The 14,554-nt window shown below is 71.2% G+C and carries 19 protein-coding genes; 9 read left to right on the top strand and 10 right to left on the bottom strand.

Going from position 1 to position 14,554, the window contains the following annotated elements; all coding sequences use genetic code 11:
• Positions 1 to 12: 12 nt before the first annotated feature.
• Genes GC092_RS09410 through GC092_RS09420 form a run of 3 tightly spaced genes read right to left on the bottom strand, consistent with a single transcriptional unit; the run spans position 13 to position 2,653 of the window.
• Positions 13 to 279 carry a DUF3039 domain-containing protein gene (locus GC092_RS09410; RefSeq protein WP_271171619.1) on the bottom strand — a complete coding sequence of 89 codons (267 nt, stop codon included), beginning with the start codon at positions 277 to 279 and terminating at the stop codon, positions 13 to 15.
• Positions 280 to 326: 47 nt separating this feature from the next.
• A complete protein-coding gene (locus tag GC092_RS09415) occupies positions 327 to 1,883 on the bottom strand; it encodes a hypothetical protein (RefSeq protein WP_324011570.1) in 1,557 nt (518 codons plus the stop codon).
• Positions 1,859 to 2,653, bottom strand: coding sequence for an ABC transporter ATP-binding protein (locus GC092_RS09420; protein WP_271171617.1), 795 nt, complete (start codon positions 2,651 to 2,653; stop codon positions 1,859 to 1,861). The genes GC092_RS09415 and GC092_RS09420 overlap by 25 nt, the downstream gene beginning before the upstream one ends.
• Before the next feature lie 196 nt (positions 2,654 to 2,849).
• On the opposite strand from GC092_RS09420, the gene GC092_RS09425 reads away from it, so the two are divergent.
• From GC092_RS09425 to GC092_RS09435, 3 genes are all read left to right on the top strand, one after another.
• On the top strand, positions 2,850 to 3,545 hold the full coding sequence (locus tag GC092_RS09425) for a phosphocholine cytidylyltransferase family protein (RefSeq protein WP_324011572.1): 696 nt from the start codon (positions 2,850 to 2,852) through the stop codon (positions 3,543 to 3,545).
• Positions 3,546 to 3,580: 35 nt separating this feature from the next.
• Positions 3,581 to 4,588, top strand: coding sequence for a hypothetical protein (locus tag GC092_RS09430; RefSeq protein WP_324011574.1), 1,008 nt, complete (start codon positions 3,581 to 3,583; stop codon positions 4,586 to 4,588).
• A gap of 108 nt (positions 4,589 to 4,696) precedes the next feature.
• Entirely contained in the window at positions 4,697 to 4,996 is a 300-nt protein-coding gene (locus GC092_RS09435) for a hypothetical protein (RefSeq protein WP_324011576.1), read from the top strand.
• Between the two features lie 13 nt (positions 4,997 to 5,009).
• Here the strand turns inward: GC092_RS09435 and GC092_RS09440 are convergent, their stop codons facing one another.
• The 3 genes from GC092_RS09440 to GC092_RS09450 form a co-directional block, all read right to left on the bottom strand.
• Positions 5,010 to 5,318, bottom strand: coding sequence for a helix-turn-helix domain-containing protein (locus GC092_RS09440; protein WP_271171613.1), 309 nt, complete (start codon positions 5,316 to 5,318; stop codon positions 5,010 to 5,012).
• A gap of 284 nt (positions 5,319 to 5,602) precedes the next feature.
• Entirely contained in the window at positions 5,603 to 7,663 is a 2,061-nt protein-coding gene (locus GC092_RS09445; protein WP_324011578.1) for an HNH endonuclease signature motif containing protein, read from the bottom strand.
• 71 nt (positions 7,664 to 7,734) lie between these two features.
• Positions 7,735 to 8,238: a GNAT family N-acetyltransferase gene (locus tag GC092_RS09450; RefSeq protein ID WP_324011580.1), complete on the bottom strand. Its 504-nt coding sequence runs from the start codon at positions 8,236 to 8,238 to the stop codon at positions 7,735 to 7,737.
• Positions 8,239 to 8,275: 37 nt separating this feature from the next.
• Between GC092_RS09450 and GC092_RS09455 the strand changes: the two genes are divergently transcribed.
• Both GC092_RS09455 and GC092_RS09460 read left to right on the top strand, forming a co-directional pair.
• A complete protein-coding gene (locus tag GC092_RS09455; protein ID WP_324011582.1) occupies positions 8,276 to 8,491 on the top strand; it encodes an SCO4848 family membrane protein in 216 nt (71 codons plus the stop codon).
• A gap of 54 nt (positions 8,492 to 8,545) precedes the next feature.
• A complete protein-coding gene (locus GC092_RS09460) occupies positions 8,546 to 8,749 on the top strand; it encodes a hypothetical protein (protein WP_271174075.1) in 204 nt (67 codons plus the stop codon).
• A 55-nt stretch (positions 8,750 to 8,804) separates the two neighbouring features.
• Here the strand turns inward: GC092_RS09460 and GC092_RS09465 are convergent, their stop codons facing one another.
• Together GC092_RS09465 and GC092_RS09470 are read right to left on the bottom strand one after the other, a co-directional pair.
• A complete protein-coding gene (locus GC092_RS09465) occupies positions 8,805 to 9,059 on the bottom strand; it encodes a type B 50S ribosomal protein L31 (RefSeq protein ID WP_271174074.1) in 255 nt (84 codons plus the stop codon).
• A gap of 72 nt (positions 9,060 to 9,131) precedes the next feature.
• Entirely contained in the window at positions 9,132 to 9,929 is a 798-nt protein-coding gene (locus GC092_RS09470) for an ABC transporter ATP-binding protein (RefSeq protein ID WP_282979847.1), read from the bottom strand.
• A 58-nt stretch (positions 9,930 to 9,987) separates the two neighbouring features.
• Between GC092_RS09470 and serB the strand changes: the two genes are divergently transcribed.
• Complete coding sequence (serB, locus tag GC092_RS09475; protein ID WP_324011586.1) at positions 9,988 to 10,623, top strand: phosphoserine phosphatase SerB; 636 nt, start codon at positions 9,988 to 9,990, stop codon at positions 10,621 to 10,623.
• Between the two features lie 9 nt (positions 10,624 to 10,632).
• Here serB and fabG read toward each other — a convergent pair whose 3' ends face one another.
• On the bottom strand, positions 10,633 to 11,343 hold the full coding sequence (gene fabG / locus GC092_RS09480) for a 3-oxoacyl-ACP reductase FabG (RefSeq protein ID WP_271174071.1): 711 nt from the start codon (positions 11,341 to 11,343) through the stop codon (positions 10,633 to 10,635).
• A gap of 109 nt (positions 11,344 to 11,452) precedes the next feature.
• On the opposite strand from fabG, the gene GC092_RS09485 reads away from it, so the two are divergent.
• The 3 genes from GC092_RS09485 to GC092_RS09495 are packed head-to-tail and all read left to right on the top strand — an operon-like array spanning position 11,453 to position 12,890.
• The gene (locus GC092_RS09485) at positions 11,453 to 11,839 is read left to right on the top strand and encodes a DUF3099 domain-containing protein (protein WP_324011587.1); all 387 of its coding nucleotides are present in this window, start codon (positions 11,453 to 11,455) and stop codon (positions 11,837 to 11,839) included.
• Positions 11,836 to 12,063 carry a hypothetical protein gene (locus GC092_RS09490; RefSeq protein ID WP_271174069.1) on the top strand — a complete coding sequence of 76 codons (228 nt, stop codon included), beginning with the start codon at positions 11,836 to 11,838 and terminating at the stop codon, positions 12,061 to 12,063. The genes GC092_RS09485 and GC092_RS09490 overlap by 4 nt, the downstream gene beginning before the upstream one ends.
• Entirely contained in the window at positions 12,063 to 12,890 is an 828-nt protein-coding gene (locus tag GC092_RS09495; protein WP_324014887.1) for an SURF1 family cytochrome oxidase biogenesis protein, read from the top strand. The genes GC092_RS09490 and GC092_RS09495 overlap by 1 nt, the downstream gene beginning before the upstream one ends.
• A 30-nt stretch (positions 12,891 to 12,920) precedes the next feature.
• On the opposite strand, the gene GC092_RS09500 is transcribed toward GC092_RS09495, so the two are convergent.
• Positions 12,921 to 14,519 (bottom strand): ABC-F family ATP-binding cassette domain-containing protein, encoded by a 1,599-nt coding sequence (locus GC092_RS09500; protein WP_282979842.1) that lies wholly within the window; start codon positions 14,517 to 14,519, stop codon positions 12,921 to 12,923.
• Between the last annotated feature and the right edge of the window lie 35 nt (positions 14,520 to 14,554).

Here is a 14,554-nt window from a genome sequence, read left to right on the forward strand (position 1 = left end):
CGGCGGCTCGTCTCACTTCTGCATGGACTCGTAGATCTCCTTGCACGTGGGGCACACGGGGAACTTCTCGGGGTCGCGCCCGGGAGTCCACTTCTTCCCGCACAGCGCGCGCACCGGCTTGCCGGTGATCGCCGACTCGAGGATCTTGTCCTTCTTGACGTAGTGCGAGAAGCGCTCGTGGTCTCCGGGCTCGATGGTCTCCTCGCGGAGGAGCTCCTCGAGCTCGCGGTCGAGGAGTGCCGTGCCGCCCTGGTCGGGACTGTCAAGCGGGGTGCTCATGACCTGCAGTCTAATCGCGCGGCGGATGCCCGTGGCGGGCTCCGGCGTCAGGTGGCGCCCGCGAACTCCATGATGCGGGTGCCGCGCACGTCGAACACGGCGGCGCCGATCCCGATGCCGATGAGGAGGACGGCGGCCCCGGAGCCGAGTCCCGTCCAGAGCACGGCGACCGACTCGACCTGGCGGTCCGCGATCGCGAGCCACGCGAGCCAGACGGTCGGCGCGCTCGCGGCGAGCGCGCCCAGCAGCACGAGGGCCTGCGACCAGGCGCCCGTCGAGTCGGTGCGCTGCGGCTGCTGGAACGGACCGTCGCCGGGCCGCGCCACGGCGTACGGCGCGACGACCGACGCGATGCTCGAGAGCCCGAAGCCCGACAGAAGGAGCGCTGCGGTGACCCCGACGACCGGCATCAGGGCGTCGCCGCGTCCGCTCACGAGGATGGAGAGGGCGGTCGCGACCGCGAGGACGGGCACCGAGATGAGCACGACCGGCGCGAGCCGGCCGGCCCGGTCGGCGACGCCGCGCACGCCGCTCGCGATGTGGAGCCACACCGCGGAGGCGTCGTACGCGAGGTCGTTGTGCGGCAGCCAGCCGTAGAAGAGAGCCATGAGCGGCACCGGGACGAGCGCGGCGACCTCGATCGGGACGCCCGCGACGAGCAGCGGGATGACCGGCAGGATGCCGGCGACCGGGATGACGAGAAGATTCGCGAGGTAGCGGCTGTCGCGCAGACCGTACACGAGGCTGCGCGCCGCGATCGCTCCGGTCGCCGTCCGAGGAAGCAGCGCGAACCATCCGAGTCCCGCACCTCCGCGGGCCACCACGGGATGCTCGATCGTCGTGAGGAGGCGGCGGACGAGCGCGACCCACGCGACCGCGAGCGCGGCGACGACGACGATCCCGATCGCGACGGCCAGGCCGACCGACCCGCTGCCCGAGGCCTCGCCGGCAGGCAGCGCCGTCCCCGGCACGAGCGCCGCGATGAGCCCCGCGACGCGGCCGAGGGCCCGTGCGGCGCCGGGCGACCAGACCGCGGCGGAGGCGATGGTCGCCGGCACGCTCGCGACAACGAGTGCCACGACGAACACGCCCGCGGCGTCGGCCGGCCGTCCCTGTCCGCCGAGAGCGGCACGCAGCGCCATCACGACGCGCGCCACGAGCACGCACGCAAGAAGATGGAGGACTGCGCCCGCGATCGCGCTGCCGGCGGATGCGCCGAGCTGCGTCCAGACGATCGTCGCGACGACCTCGTAGACGAGCAGCAGCCACGTCGGCACGCTCACGAGCGACGCGAGGAGCAGGACGGCCGCCAGCGGGTCGGGCGCAGCGCCCAGCGTGCGGAACCGGCGCGGATCCAGCGGGTCGACGGTCGCCGTCAGCGCGGGAGCGATCGCGAAGGAGAGCACGAGCCCTGCCGCCGAGAGCACGAGCGCGGTCGCCGCGAAGCCGTCGGGAAGCGACGGCAGCGCGAGCGCGCGCGAGGCCGTGACGGCGGTGCCGATGACGAGCGCGAGGAAGCCGACCGCCCGAGGGATCGTGCGCCCCGGCTCGCGGAATGCGCCGACGAGAAGCGCGGCCCTCAGTCGGAGAACGTGTGCAGCCACTCGAGCCCCTCCACCTCGCCGAGTCCGCCGGCGAGCTCGACGAAGCGCTGCTCGAGGGTGAGGTCGCCCTTGACCTCGTCGACCGTGCCCTCCTCGAGCACCTGTCCGGCGACGAGCACCGCCACGCGCGTGCACACCTTCTCGATGAGATCCATGCCGTGACTCGAGAGGAGCACGGTGCCCCCGCTCGCGACGTACGCGTCGAGGATCTCGAGCACCTTCGCCGCAGACGCCGGGTCGACGGCCTCGAAGGGCTCGTCGAGCACGAGGAGCTGCGGCGAGTGGATCATCGCGGCCGCGAGCATCACCTTCTTCGTCATGCCGGCCGAGTAGTCGGAGACCACGCGGCCGAGCGCGTCGCCGAGGTCGAGCGCGCCCGCGAGGTCGGCCGTGCGGTCCGCGACCACCCCGGGCTTCATTCCCCGGAGCATGCCCGTGTAGTACAGCAGCTGCCGGCCCGTGAGCCGATCGAACGTCCGCAGACGGTCGGGGAGCACGCCCATCCGCTTCTTCGCGTCGCGCGGGTGCGTGCGCAGATCGACGCCGCACACCCGGATCTCGCCGCGGTCGGGGCGCAGCAGGCCGGAGATCATCGACAGCGTCGTCGTCTTCCCCGCGCCGTTCGGCCCCAGGAGGCCGTAGTACATGCCTGCGGGGACCTCGAGGTCGATGCCGGCGACGGCATGCGTTCCGCCGTACGACTTGGACACGCCCTGGAGCGTCAGCGCAGGGCTCCCCGGCTCGGTTTCGCGGATCTCTGCCTCGGTCACCGCCCCACGGTATCAAGTCGCATCGGGAGCCCCCGGTCATCACGATCCGGTCACGACCTCCCGGAGGAGTCCTGGCAAAGTGCCGCCGATGGGGACCGCATTGTCGCTCATCCACAGTCTCTTCGCTACCCTGAAAGAGCCAGTTCGTCGTGAATCTTCGATGAACCCGGACTGAACCGATCAAGGGGAGTCACGCATGACCATCCAGACCGTCATCCTCGCCGCAGGCATGGGATCGCGCCTCGGCCGCGTCCTGCCCAAGTCCCTCACGGTTCTCAGCGACGGACGCTCGATCATGCAGCAGCAGCACGAGAACATCCGCGCGGCCTTCGGCGACGACGCCCGCATCACGACCGTGGTCGGCTACCGCGCGGAGGACATCGTCGAGCGCTTCCCCGACGCGAACTACGTCTACAACGAGCGGTACGACCAGACCAACACCTCGAAGAGCCTCCTCCGTGCCCTCTCGGCGACCGGCCGCGGCGGCGTGCTCTGGATGAACGGCGATGTCGTGTTCGACCCGCGCATCCTCGACCGCGCGATCGGCAACATCCAGGCCGACCAGTCCTTCGTGACCGTCAACACCGCCAAGGTGAGCGACGAGGAGGTCAAGTACACGGTCACGCCCGAGGGCTGGATCGACGAGCTCTCGAAGACCGTCGTCGGCGGCATCGGCGAGGCCGTGGGCATCAACTACATCTCGCAGCGGGACAAGCGCGCCTTCATGCGCCAGCTGTCGCGCGTCGACGACCAGGACTACTTCGAGCGCGGCCTCGAGCTCGCGATCGCCGAGGACGGGCTGCGCCTCCTCCCGATGGACGTGTCCGACCTGTACGCCGTCGAGGTGGACTTCGCCGAGGACCTCGAGCGGGCCAACGCGGCACTCCTCTGACCGTCGCCAGGGGGCGGCCGGGTAGCATCGGCGTGATGGCCGACAAGGTTCACCGCATCCACTCGCTTCCGGACGACGCGCCCTGGAGCGGCGGGCTTCCGCCCGTCGGCTCGGAGGAGCATCCGTTCGCGATCCGCGCGCTCGATCGGGTGCTCGGCGTGCAGCGTCCCCTCGTGCTCGCGCACCTGCGCTCCATCCGGCTGCGGCATCCGGAGGCGACTCCGGACCAGATCGTGCGGATGCTCGAGCGCCGCTATCTCCTGGGCGTCACGTCCGGCGGGGCGGCCGTCGGGGCCGCCGCCGTGGTCCCGGGTGTCGGCACCGGCGTCACGCTCGCCCTGTCGGGCGTCGAGACGGTCGGGTTCGTCGAGGCGACGGCCCTCTATGCCCAGTCACTCGCCGAGTTGCACGGATTCGCCGTCGAGGATCCGAATCGCGCCCGCGCGCTCGTGCTCACCCTGATGATGGGCGAGGAGGGCGTCGATCTCGTGCGGCACCTCGCCGCGCAGGTCGTCGGCAAGGGCACGTCGCTGTCGGCGCACTGGGGCGACCTCATCACGAAGACGCTCCCCCGCGCCGCTCTCGCGCCGATCGTCGACCGTCTCAAGACCGCGTTCATCCACCAGTTCGCGGTGCGCGGGGGCGCGAGTGTCGTCGGCAAGGCCCTGCCGTTCGGCGTCGGCGCGGCGGTGGGCGGTGTCGGCAACCACCTCCTCGGTCGTCGCGTCGTCGTCGCGTCGCGCAAGGCGTTCGGCCCGGCACCGGAGCGGCTTCCGGAGTGGCTCGCCCCCAAGCCGGGAGCGGAGCGGCTCGAGAGCGTCGCCCTGCGAGGGATCCAGACGGCAGGCGCTTCGCTGCGCGCGGCGGCGGGCTCGATGGGCTCGGGCGTCGGAGCCGTCGGCCGCGGCGTCGCGCGACTCGGGCGCGATACGGTCGGACGCGCCCTGCCGCGCGGACGGCGAGACGATGCGGATGTCGCGGGCACTCCGGCCGCGGACGTCGACACGAGCGACGAGCGCGACGTGAGAGACGAGCGTCCGTAGCCGACGCCGCGCGCACAGCCGTCGATACGACGGCGTGGCCGCCTCCGGCTGTGGACAGGCCGCCGTCCCTCGCGCATGCTCGTCCGAGGCCGCTCGTAGCGTCACGGCATGCTCACGCCGCTCCCCTCACGACGGTTCGATCCCCCGTATCGCGTGCCCTGGCGCGTAGACCGAGCGGACCCCGCCCATCCGCGCGTGCTCAATGCATCGCGCGAGCCGGCCGACTTCGTGCGGGCGTTCGTGCACGACGATGTGACGCCGCCATCCAGCGAGCACTGGGGACTCGTGCTGCCGGAGGAGATCTGCGAGCTCTGCCTGTGCGAGCGCGCCCTCGCGTCGACGCTCGTGACGCTCGCCTGGTTCCGGCCCGGCGAAGACGATGAGTACCTCTGGCGGTTCTGTCTCTGACGCGTGCGGCCGGTCAGCCCCAGGTTCGGGGCTGACGCCGGAACTCGTCACGGCGCGAGTATCCGTAGGGCCGCCGGCCCTGAGGAAGGTCTTCCGCGTCGAGGTCGACGAGGAGCTCTCCGACCTCCACCTCGAGCGCGACGGCGATCTGGAGCAGGGTGTAGAGCGTCGGGTTGCCCGCGCCCTTCTCGATCCGCTGCAGATGAGTGAGATCGAGGTCTGCGCACTCCGCCAGCTTCTTCGCGCTCAGGGTCGCCGCGTGTCGCAGCTGGGCGATGCGGCGCCCCACCTTCAACGACGCGTCGGAGTGCGGCTCTGGCATCCTTCCAGCTTGCTGACGGTGGCAGGAAAAGCGTAGGTACTCATGCCCTGGCTTTCGGGCTACCGCATATAAGCCCTGCGCGACGCGGGTCAGGTGCCTCGTCCATAGGTCGAAGTCGTGAGCTCGCAGCAACCTACGGACGAAACGAGGAACCCCAAAGCATCCGACTCGACACGGCCGTCGAAGACATCGCGCCTGGCGTGTTGTCGTCGACGTGTTCATCTTGGCGCCATCCCGCCGCCATACGTCCGCATCCGCACCGGCGGGCGGCTGGCGGGCCGGTTTCAGGGTGCTGCTGTGGCGAGCTGCGGTTGCGGTTCGATGCGCGCGGGCGTGCCGGGGCCGTGGTCGATGTCTTCGTGGTGGGCGATGTCATCGGCGTCGAGGAGGGCTTGGGCGAGGTATTCGGGGGTTGTCCGGTAGTGGCGGAACCATTCCCGGATGTCCTGTTCGATCTCGAGGTGCAGCCGCAGCTCCCTCTCCCGCTCCTCCTGCTCCCGCCGGCGCTGCTCCTCCTCCCGCTGGTGCTGTTCGCGTTCCGGCTGGTGCTGTTCCTGTTCGCGCTCTTGTTCGCGTTCGTGCTGGCGGGCGCGGCGGCGCTGCTCGGCCTGCTCGCGGTCGCGGTGGTGGCGGGCGAGGGCGTCGGCGATGAGCTGGTCCGGGGTGGCTTCCGCGCGGACCTGCGGGGGTGGCTTCTCGGTGTACGTGTATCCGGCGGGACTGGTCCATTCCAAGACCCCGTCGCCGAGCTGCCTGACCTGCCAGGGCGTGTGGTGCTTGTCCTGGTGGCATCCCTCGCACAGGCAGGCGAGGTTGCCCACGTCCGTGACACCGCCCTGGGCGTACGGGATGGTGTGGTCCAGGTCGGCAGTGATCGCGAGGTTGCGGCACCCGGGGGTGCGGCAGCGTTCGTCGCGGGCGAGGAGGTACCGCTTCTGCGCCGCGGTGGGGGTGTACCGGTCGACGGTGAGCAGCGCCCCGGTGTCGGGATGGCAGAACACCCGCTCCCACCCGGCCGCGTTCCCCGCGAGCTTGCGGGCGGTGTCCGCGTCGATCGGCCCGTACCCGGCCAGGAACCCCGGTTCGTCATCGAGCCCCGCCAGCGTCGTGGCCGCGACCGTGACCTGCACCACCGCCCGCACCCGTGACAGCACCCGATCCACATCCCCCACCAAGCCCCGCACCGACGGCGGCGCCCCACGCGGAGGATCCACGTCTGGAGGCGATCCGTCCGGGGGTGAGGCTCCGGGACCTCGCGCGTGGTCAGCGTCGTCGGCACCCGCATCGGGGGCCGCCGAATCCGTGTCCGCGGTCGCACCCGCGGCATCCGCTTCGGGCTCCGTCGAACCCGTGGCGCCCGCGTCCGTACCGCCGACATCCGTCGTGCCCGCGTCCGCATCGCCGACATCCGTGGCGCCCGAGTTCGTGTCTGTGGTCCAGGGGGCGGGGGCGTCGTCGGGGTCGCTGCACAGGGCGGACAGGACCTCCACGGCGAGGTCCGACGCGATCTGCATCGCCGTCCGCGGCCCCTCCCCACCCTCACCGACCCGCTCCGAATCCTCGAACCGCACCCCCGACCCACCGGCGACGCCCGCACCCACACCCACACCCGCACCCGCGCCCGCAACGCTCCCGGCGCCCGCGGCGGCGGCGGTTTCGGCGGCGCGGCGTTCCTGCCGGGCCAGGTCCCGCGCGTGCTGGCGCAGGGCCCGGGCGATCGCCTGGATCCGGGTCGCCTCGCCCACGATCTCCAGCGCCTGCGTCCCATCCGGGAGCACCTTCACCCACACACCCCGCCGCGCCATCGCCGACCGATGCCGATCCGAGAACGACCCCGGATCCAGCCTCTCCGCCAGAGCCTCCGCGAACACCCGCGTCTCGAACGGCGTCGCACCCTCCGCGTACCCGACGGCCGCGCCCTCGAACACCTCCCGCAGCCCATCCGGCAGCCGCATCCCGACCTGCCGGATCACGTCCGCGTGCCGACCCGTGATCCGGGCACCCTCCAGCGCCGCGAACGTCTCCGGAAACGACCCCACCAACACCATCGCATCCGAGATCCGCGACTGCATCCGCCCCTTCGACTCCCCCAGAGCCGCCGCGAACTCCCCCGCCATCGCCCGGAACGGGAAGTCATACCGCGACGAGACCGCCCCCGACCTCGCCAGCTGCGCCCGCGCGACCTCCCCCGCCTCAGCCAGCGCCTGAATCTCCAGCGCATCCGCCTCCGCCCGCAAAGCCCGCGCCCGACGCGCCCGCTCCACCGCCGAACGCGTCACCGCGACCTCCGCCGGAGTGGGCTCCCAACCCACCCCCGCATCCTCCCGCGGCATCGTCCTCGACATACCCCCACACTACCCACCCCATCGGACATTCCACCGAACAATCCCAAACTGTGGACAACTCGCTATCGAATCTATGACCGATGCAGTACGGCGCGCATCTGGATCCGACGACCGAGCTGGTCCAGCCCGAGCCGCTGCTCCGCGGCCACGAGACCTCGCTCGAACGCCGTCGTCGGCTGCTCCTCGATGAACCCGCACCTCGCGTAGAACGGCGCGTTCCAGGGCACCTCCGCGAAGGTCCGCAGGGTCATGGATGCGTGTCCGCGCCGCCGCGCCTCGTCCTTCACGGCATCGACGAGGCGACGCCCGATCCCCTGACGACCGAAGGCGGGCCGCACCGACAGCTGCTCGAGATGCGCGGCTCCGTCCACCTCGAGCACATGCGCGAACCCGACGAGCGCGTCACCCTCCGCGACCAGGAGGAACCCGGGCTGCGCAGCCCGATCCGCCCCGGCCGGCGCCGGATCCCACCGCTCCGGGGCGAGCAGGTCCACGAGCAGGCGATCCGCCTCGTTCTCGATCCGCTCGACATCGGCGAGATCCTGGGGAGCGACGGGGCGGATGCGGATGGCCATGGCGTCGAGCCTACAAACCGGCTCGTAGACTCGCAGGGTGACCGCCCTCCTCGCCGTGCTGCTCCTCGTCAACGCCGTCTTCAACGTCGTGGTGTGGCCGCGCTTCTGGAAGCGGGTGACAGCGGACCCCCGTGCACGCGATGAGCAGGGCCGCAGGACGGCCTTCTACACCGTGCACGCCGTGCTCATCGGCGCCGCCCTCGTGCTCGCGGCCGCCTCCGCGGTCGCCGGCGTCTGGGCGCTCGTCGCCTGACTCCGGCGGGTGCGCGACCTCGCCGCCGCCCGACGGACCGCCTAGGGTGAGCCCATGGACGATGATCGCCTGCGTCGCAAGTACCCCGTCTCCGCCATCGGCGGCGGGTTCGACGCCGTCTGGCGCCCCAGCGCGCACGAAGCGGATCAGGCGTGGCGCGCTCTCCAGATCGTGCCCGTCCCCGCGCCCTCTCCGGACAAGGGGCCGGGCGTCATCGACTTCGACGACGGCACCGTCACGATCGAGATCGACGAGTGACCGAGACGAGGAAAGGCCCCGCCGAAGCGGGGCCTTTCCTCGTGGACGAGACGACTTACTTGGAGCCGCCGAAGCCCTTGAAGCGCTGGTTGAACTTCTCGACGCGGCCGGCCGAGTCCATGATGCGCTGCTTGCCCGTGTAGAACGGGTGCGACGCCGACGAGATCTCCACGTCGATGACGGGGTACTCGACGCCGTCGAGCTCGATCGTCTTGTCGCTCGTGGCGGTCGAACGGGTGAGGAAGGTCTCGCCCGAGCCGAGGTCACGGAAAACGACCGGCTGGTACGTCGGGTGGATGTCAGTCTTCATGGTTGTCCTTGCGGGATCGATTCGATCGGATGAGAAAGTCTGCGGGCGCAGAAGCACCAAAGCCCAAGCTTATCAGACGTCGGACGCGGACACGGCGCGAGCGGCGTACCGTCCGTCCTGCTCGGCGACCGTGATGTCGAGACCGAACGTCGCGGTGAGGTTCTCGGCCGTGAGCGTGTCGCGGATCGGGCCCGCGGCCACCGCCTTGCCGTCGCGCAGCAGGAGCACGTGCGTGAAGCCGACGGGGATCTCCTCGACGTGGTGCGTCACCATGATCATCGCCGGCGTCCCGGGAGCGGCCGCGTAGCCGCTGAGGAGCTCGAGGAGGACCTCGCGCGCCCCGAGGTCGAGGCTCGCCGTGGGCTCATCCAGGAGGAGCAGCTCGGGGTCGGTCATGATCGCGCGGGCGATCTGCACGCGCTTCTGCTCCCCGTCGCTGAGCGTGCCGAACTCGCGGTCGGCGAGGTGGTCGAGTCGCCACTCGGCGAGCACGCGCAGGGCGCGGCGCTCGTCGATCCCCTCGTACTCCTCGTTCCACCGGCCGGTGACCGAGTACGCCGCCGTGAGCACCGTGTTCAGCACGGTCTCCTCCGCGGGGATCCGCTTGGCGAGCGCGCTCGAGGCGAAGCCGATGCGCGGACGCAGCTCGAAGACATCCGTGCGCCCGAGGCGCTCGTCGAGGATGTCGACGGTGCCGGAGGTCGGGTGCAGGTACGCGTCCGCCATCTGCAGGAGGGTGGTCTTTCCGGCGCCGTTGGGGCCGAGGACGACCCAGCGTTCGTCGTCGTTGACGGTCCAGCTGATGCCGTCGACGATGTTGCGACCACTGCGGCGCACCACGACGCCGTCGAACGAGAGCACGGGGAGCATGCCTCCAGCCTACCGAGGCGCTCGGGTCGGCTCGTCCGTGGCGCGCCCGCTACCCTCGTTGATCGTGACCCGCTTTCTCGTCGTCCTCGATGCCGATTCCACGCTCATCCGCAATGAGGTGATCGAGCTGATCGCCGACGAGGCCGGTCGCGGCCCCGAGGTCGCGGCAGCCACCGAGGCCGCGATGCGGGGCGAGGTCGACTTCTCCGAGAGCCTGCGGTCGCGCGTGAAGGCGCTCGCCGGCGTGCCGGTCGCATCCTTCGCGCGCGTGCTCGCGCGCATCGAGCCGACACCGGGAGTGCGCGAGCTCGTCGCCGCCGTGCATGAGCGGGGCGGGATGGTCGGGGTCGTCTCGGGCGGGTTCCACGAGATCCTCGACACCGTCGCACCCGACCTGGGCGTCGATGTCTGGCGCGCGAACCGGCTGCGAGCCGAGGACGGCGTGCTCACGGGCGAGGTGGACGGCGCGATCGTCGACGCCGACGCGAAGGCGGCGTCGCTGCGCGCCTGGGCGGAGGAGCACGACGTGCCCCTCCGCCGCACGATCGCGATCGGCGACGGCGCGAACGACCTCCGGATGATCGCGGCCGCCGGGCTCGGCATCGCCTTCAACGCCAAGCCGGCGGTGCGTCAGGCGGCGCCCCTCGCCATCGGTCCGGTCGACCTGCGCGAGGTCATCACGCTGCTGCCGTGACGAGCGGGCTCAGTGCCCCATGCCGAGTCCGCCGTCGACCGGGATGACGGCGCCCGAGATGTACGACGCGGCGTCCGACGCGAGCCAGGCCGTCACGCCCGCGACCTCGTCGGCGCTTCCGTAGCGGCCGAGCGGGATGGCCTTGCGGTACTCGGCCTGCGTCTCCTCGGGGAGCTCGGCCGTCATGTCGGTCTCGATGAACCCCGGGGCGACGACGTTCGAGGTGATCCCGCGGGCGCCGAGCTCGCGCGTGAGCGAGCGCGCGAAGCCGACGAGGGCGCTCTTGGACGACGCGTAGTTCACCTGGCCGGCGGAGCCGTACAGTCCGACGACGCTCGAGATGAGGATGACGCGCCCGAAGCGAGCCCGGATCATCCCCTTGAGCGCGCGCTTGACGACCCGGAACGACCCGCCGAGGTTGGTGCCCACGACCGCGTCGAAGTCCTCCTCGCTCATCCGCAGCATGAGCGTGTCCTTCGTGATGCCCGCGTTCGCGACGAGGATCTCGACGTTGCCGAGCTTCTCCTCCACCTCGGTGAACGCGGCGTCGAGCGATGCGGAGTCGGTCACGTCGGCGCGGACCGTGAGCGCGCCCTCGGGCCCCTCGCCGCTGCGCGCCGTGACGGCGACCCGGTACCCCTCCGACACGAAGCGCTCGGCGATGGCGCGGCCGATGCCGCGGTTGCCGCCGGTGACGAGGACGACGCGATCAGTGGTCACAGCTGGACTCCCGGTGTTCTGGGCCGATGGAACCGGACCAGCTTATGCGGGCCGCGCTCCCGCCGTCTCACGGCCCGCGCGCGGCGGCGCGAAGTAGGCTGAGAGCACCGTGAAGATCCGCAAGCCGCAGCCGCAGTCGGCGACCTCCCTCGATCGCGCTCCCCGCGATGACGAGTCGCACCGCATGCGCACCTACCTCCTGACGATGGGCGTGCGCACGCTCTGCCTCGTCCTCATGGTGGTCGTCGTGCCCTACGGCTGGTACACGTTCCTCTTCGCCATCGGCGCCGTCGTGCTCCCCTACATCGCGGTCGTGATCGCGAACGCCGCTCAGGCCGGCCGCGTCGCGCATGCGCAGGCGCCCGAGCAGCAGGCGCTCCCCGCGGCTTCGACGCCTTCCGAGGCGCCGGGGAGCCCCGGCGTCTTGCGGATCTCCGAGAGCGGCCGAGCGGATGGCGCGGCTCGCGCCGACGAGGACGAGGACGGGCGCGCGTGATCGGATTCGGCGGCGGGTTCGACGAGCCCGTGTGCTCGCGCGCGGGGTGCCGCGAGCGCGCGACGTGGAGCATCCTCTGGCGCAATCCGAAGATCCACGCGGCCGACCGCCGGAAGACCTGGCTCGCGTGCGACGCGCACGTCGACTTCCTGCGGGACTTCCTCGCGAGCCGTGACTTCCCCCTCGAGGTCGTCGAGGGCGTCGGGACGGGAGAGCCCTCGTGATCCGCTCGCGGCTCGGCCGGTGGGGCGTGTACGTCCTCATCGCCATCCTCTTCGCGGTCGCCTGCGCGTTCCTGTCGCAGTGGCAGTTCGACCGCAACGAGCAGCGGTCCGCGGCGAACGCGCTCATCGAGCGGAACTACGACGCGCCGACGGCCCCGCTCGAGGAGGTCCTCCCGCCCGGCGAGGGCTTCGACCCGGCCGACGAGTGGCGGCCGGTCGTCCTCACGGGCGAGTACCTCGCCGACGAGCAGCTCCTCGTCCGCAACCGCGCCCAGGGCGGGACGAGCGCGTTCGAGGTGCTCGTGCCGTTCGCCGTGGACGACGGGCGGATCCTCGTCGTGGACCGGGGCTGGCTCCCGCCCGGAGAGGGGGCCCTGCCCGACGCCGTCCCGGCCCCGCCCGAGGGGCAGGTCGAGGTGACCGTGCGCCTCAAGCCGGGCGAGCCGCTCCCCTCCTCCGGCCGCAGCGCGCCCGAGGGGCAGCTCCCGACCATCCATCTCCCGTCCGTCGCGGAGCTCGCGGGCGATGCCACGATCGTCGACGCCTACGGGCTCATGGTCTCGGAGGATCCGGCGCCCGCGACGCGCCCGCACGCGCTCGAGGCGCCCGAGATCGACCCGGGGCCGCACCTGTCGTACGCGATCCAGTGGATCCTCTTCGCGATCATGGGGTTCGTCTTCATCGGCTACATGATCCGCACCGAGGTCCGCGCACGGCGTGATGACGCGCTCGGCGACGAGGACGACGACGATCCGACGCCCCCTCGCCGCGCGCGACGACGCGATCGCGACGCCGACGAGGAGGACGCCCTCATCGAGGGCCGCTGAACGGCCCGCTACGCGACCCCCACTCCGGCCCTACGCGAGGGTGATGAGGTCGAGGTAGCTCTTGTTCCAGATGTCCTCGACGCCATCGGGCAGCAGCAGGACGCGCTCGGGGTTCAGCGCCTCGACCGCGCCCTCGTCATGCGACACGAGCACGACGGCGCCCTCGTAGTGCGCGAGCGCTCCGAGGATCTCATCGCGCGACGCAGGGTCGAGGTTGTTCGTGGGCTCGTCGAGAAGCAGCACGTTCGCAGACGACACGACGAGCGTCGCGAGCGAGAGCCGCGTCTTCTCGCCGCCCGAGAGCACTCCGGCGGGCTTGTGCACGTCATCGCCCGTGAACAGGAACGACCCGAGCACCTTGCGCGCCTCGGTCTCGTTGAGGTTCGGTGCCGCCGAGACCATGTTCTCGAGCACCGACCGCTTGACGTCGAGGTTCTCGTGCTCCTGCGCGTAGTAGCCGATCTTCAGGCCGTGTCCGGGCTCGATGCGACCCGTGTCGCTCTTGTCGACGCCCGCGAGGATGCGCAGGAGCGTCGTCTTGCCGGCGCCGTTGAGACCGAGCACGACGACCTTCGAGCCGCGGTCGATGGCGAGGTCGACGCCCGCGAAGATCTCGAGTGCGCCGTACGACTTCGACAGGCTCGACGCCATGAGCGGCGTCTTGCCGCACGGCGCGGGCTTCGGGAAGCGCAGCTTGGCGACCCGGTCCTCCTGGCGCACCTCCTCGAGACCCGCGAGGAGCTTCTCGGCCCGTGCCACCATCTGGTGCGCCGCTGCGGCCTTCGACGCCTTCGCACCGAAGCGCGCTGCCTGCTGCTGCAGCACCGACGCCTTCTTCTCGGCGTTCGCGCGCTCCTTCTTGCGGCGCTCCTCGTCGGCGACCCGCTGGCGCTGGTAGTGCTTCCAGCCCATGTTGTAGATGTCGATGACCTGGCGGTTCGCGTCGAGGTAGAAGACCCGGTTGACGGTCTCCCCGACGAGCTCGACGTCGTGGCTGATGACGATCAGCCCGCCCTTGTAGGTCTTGAGGAACTCGCGCAGCCAGATGACGCTGTCGGCGTCGAGGTGGTTCGTCGGCTCGTCGAGGATCATCGTCTCGGCGTCGGAGAACAGGATGCGCGCGAGCTCGATGCGACGCCGCTGACCGCCTGACAGCGTCTTGAGGGGCTGATCGAGGATGCGGTCGGGAAGCGACAGGTTGTGCGCGATCGACGCGGCCTCCGCCTCGGCGGCGTAGCCGCCGAGCGCCTCGAACCGCTCCATGAGGCGCGCATAGCGCTTCATCGCCTTCTCGGCGACGGCGGCGTCGTCATCCGCCATCCGCTCCGACGACTCGCGGATGCCCGCGGCCAGGTCGCCGAGGTCGCGCGCGTTGAGGATGCGCGTGCGCGCGGTCTCCTCGGGGTCGCCGGAGCGCGGGTCCTGCGGCAGGTAGCCGATCTCGCCCGACTTCGTGACCGTGCCGTCGGAGGGGATGAGATCGCCGGCGAGCACCTTCGTCAGGGTCGTCTTGCCCGCCCCGTTGCGGCCGACGAGCCCGACCTTGTCGCCGGGGCCGACGCGGAAGTCCACTCCCGACATGAGGAGTCGGGCTCCGACGCGGATCTCGAGGTCGTGCACGGCGAGCACAGCGGCACCAGTTTCTCTCCGGGGGTTCTGCGGCC

The sequence above is a fragment of the Microbacterium sp. JZ37 genome (assembly GCF_035188445.1).
In the GTDB taxonomy this organism is placed as follows: Bacteria; Actinomycetota; Actinomycetes; order Actinomycetales; family Microbacteriaceae; genus Microbacterium; species Microbacterium barkeri.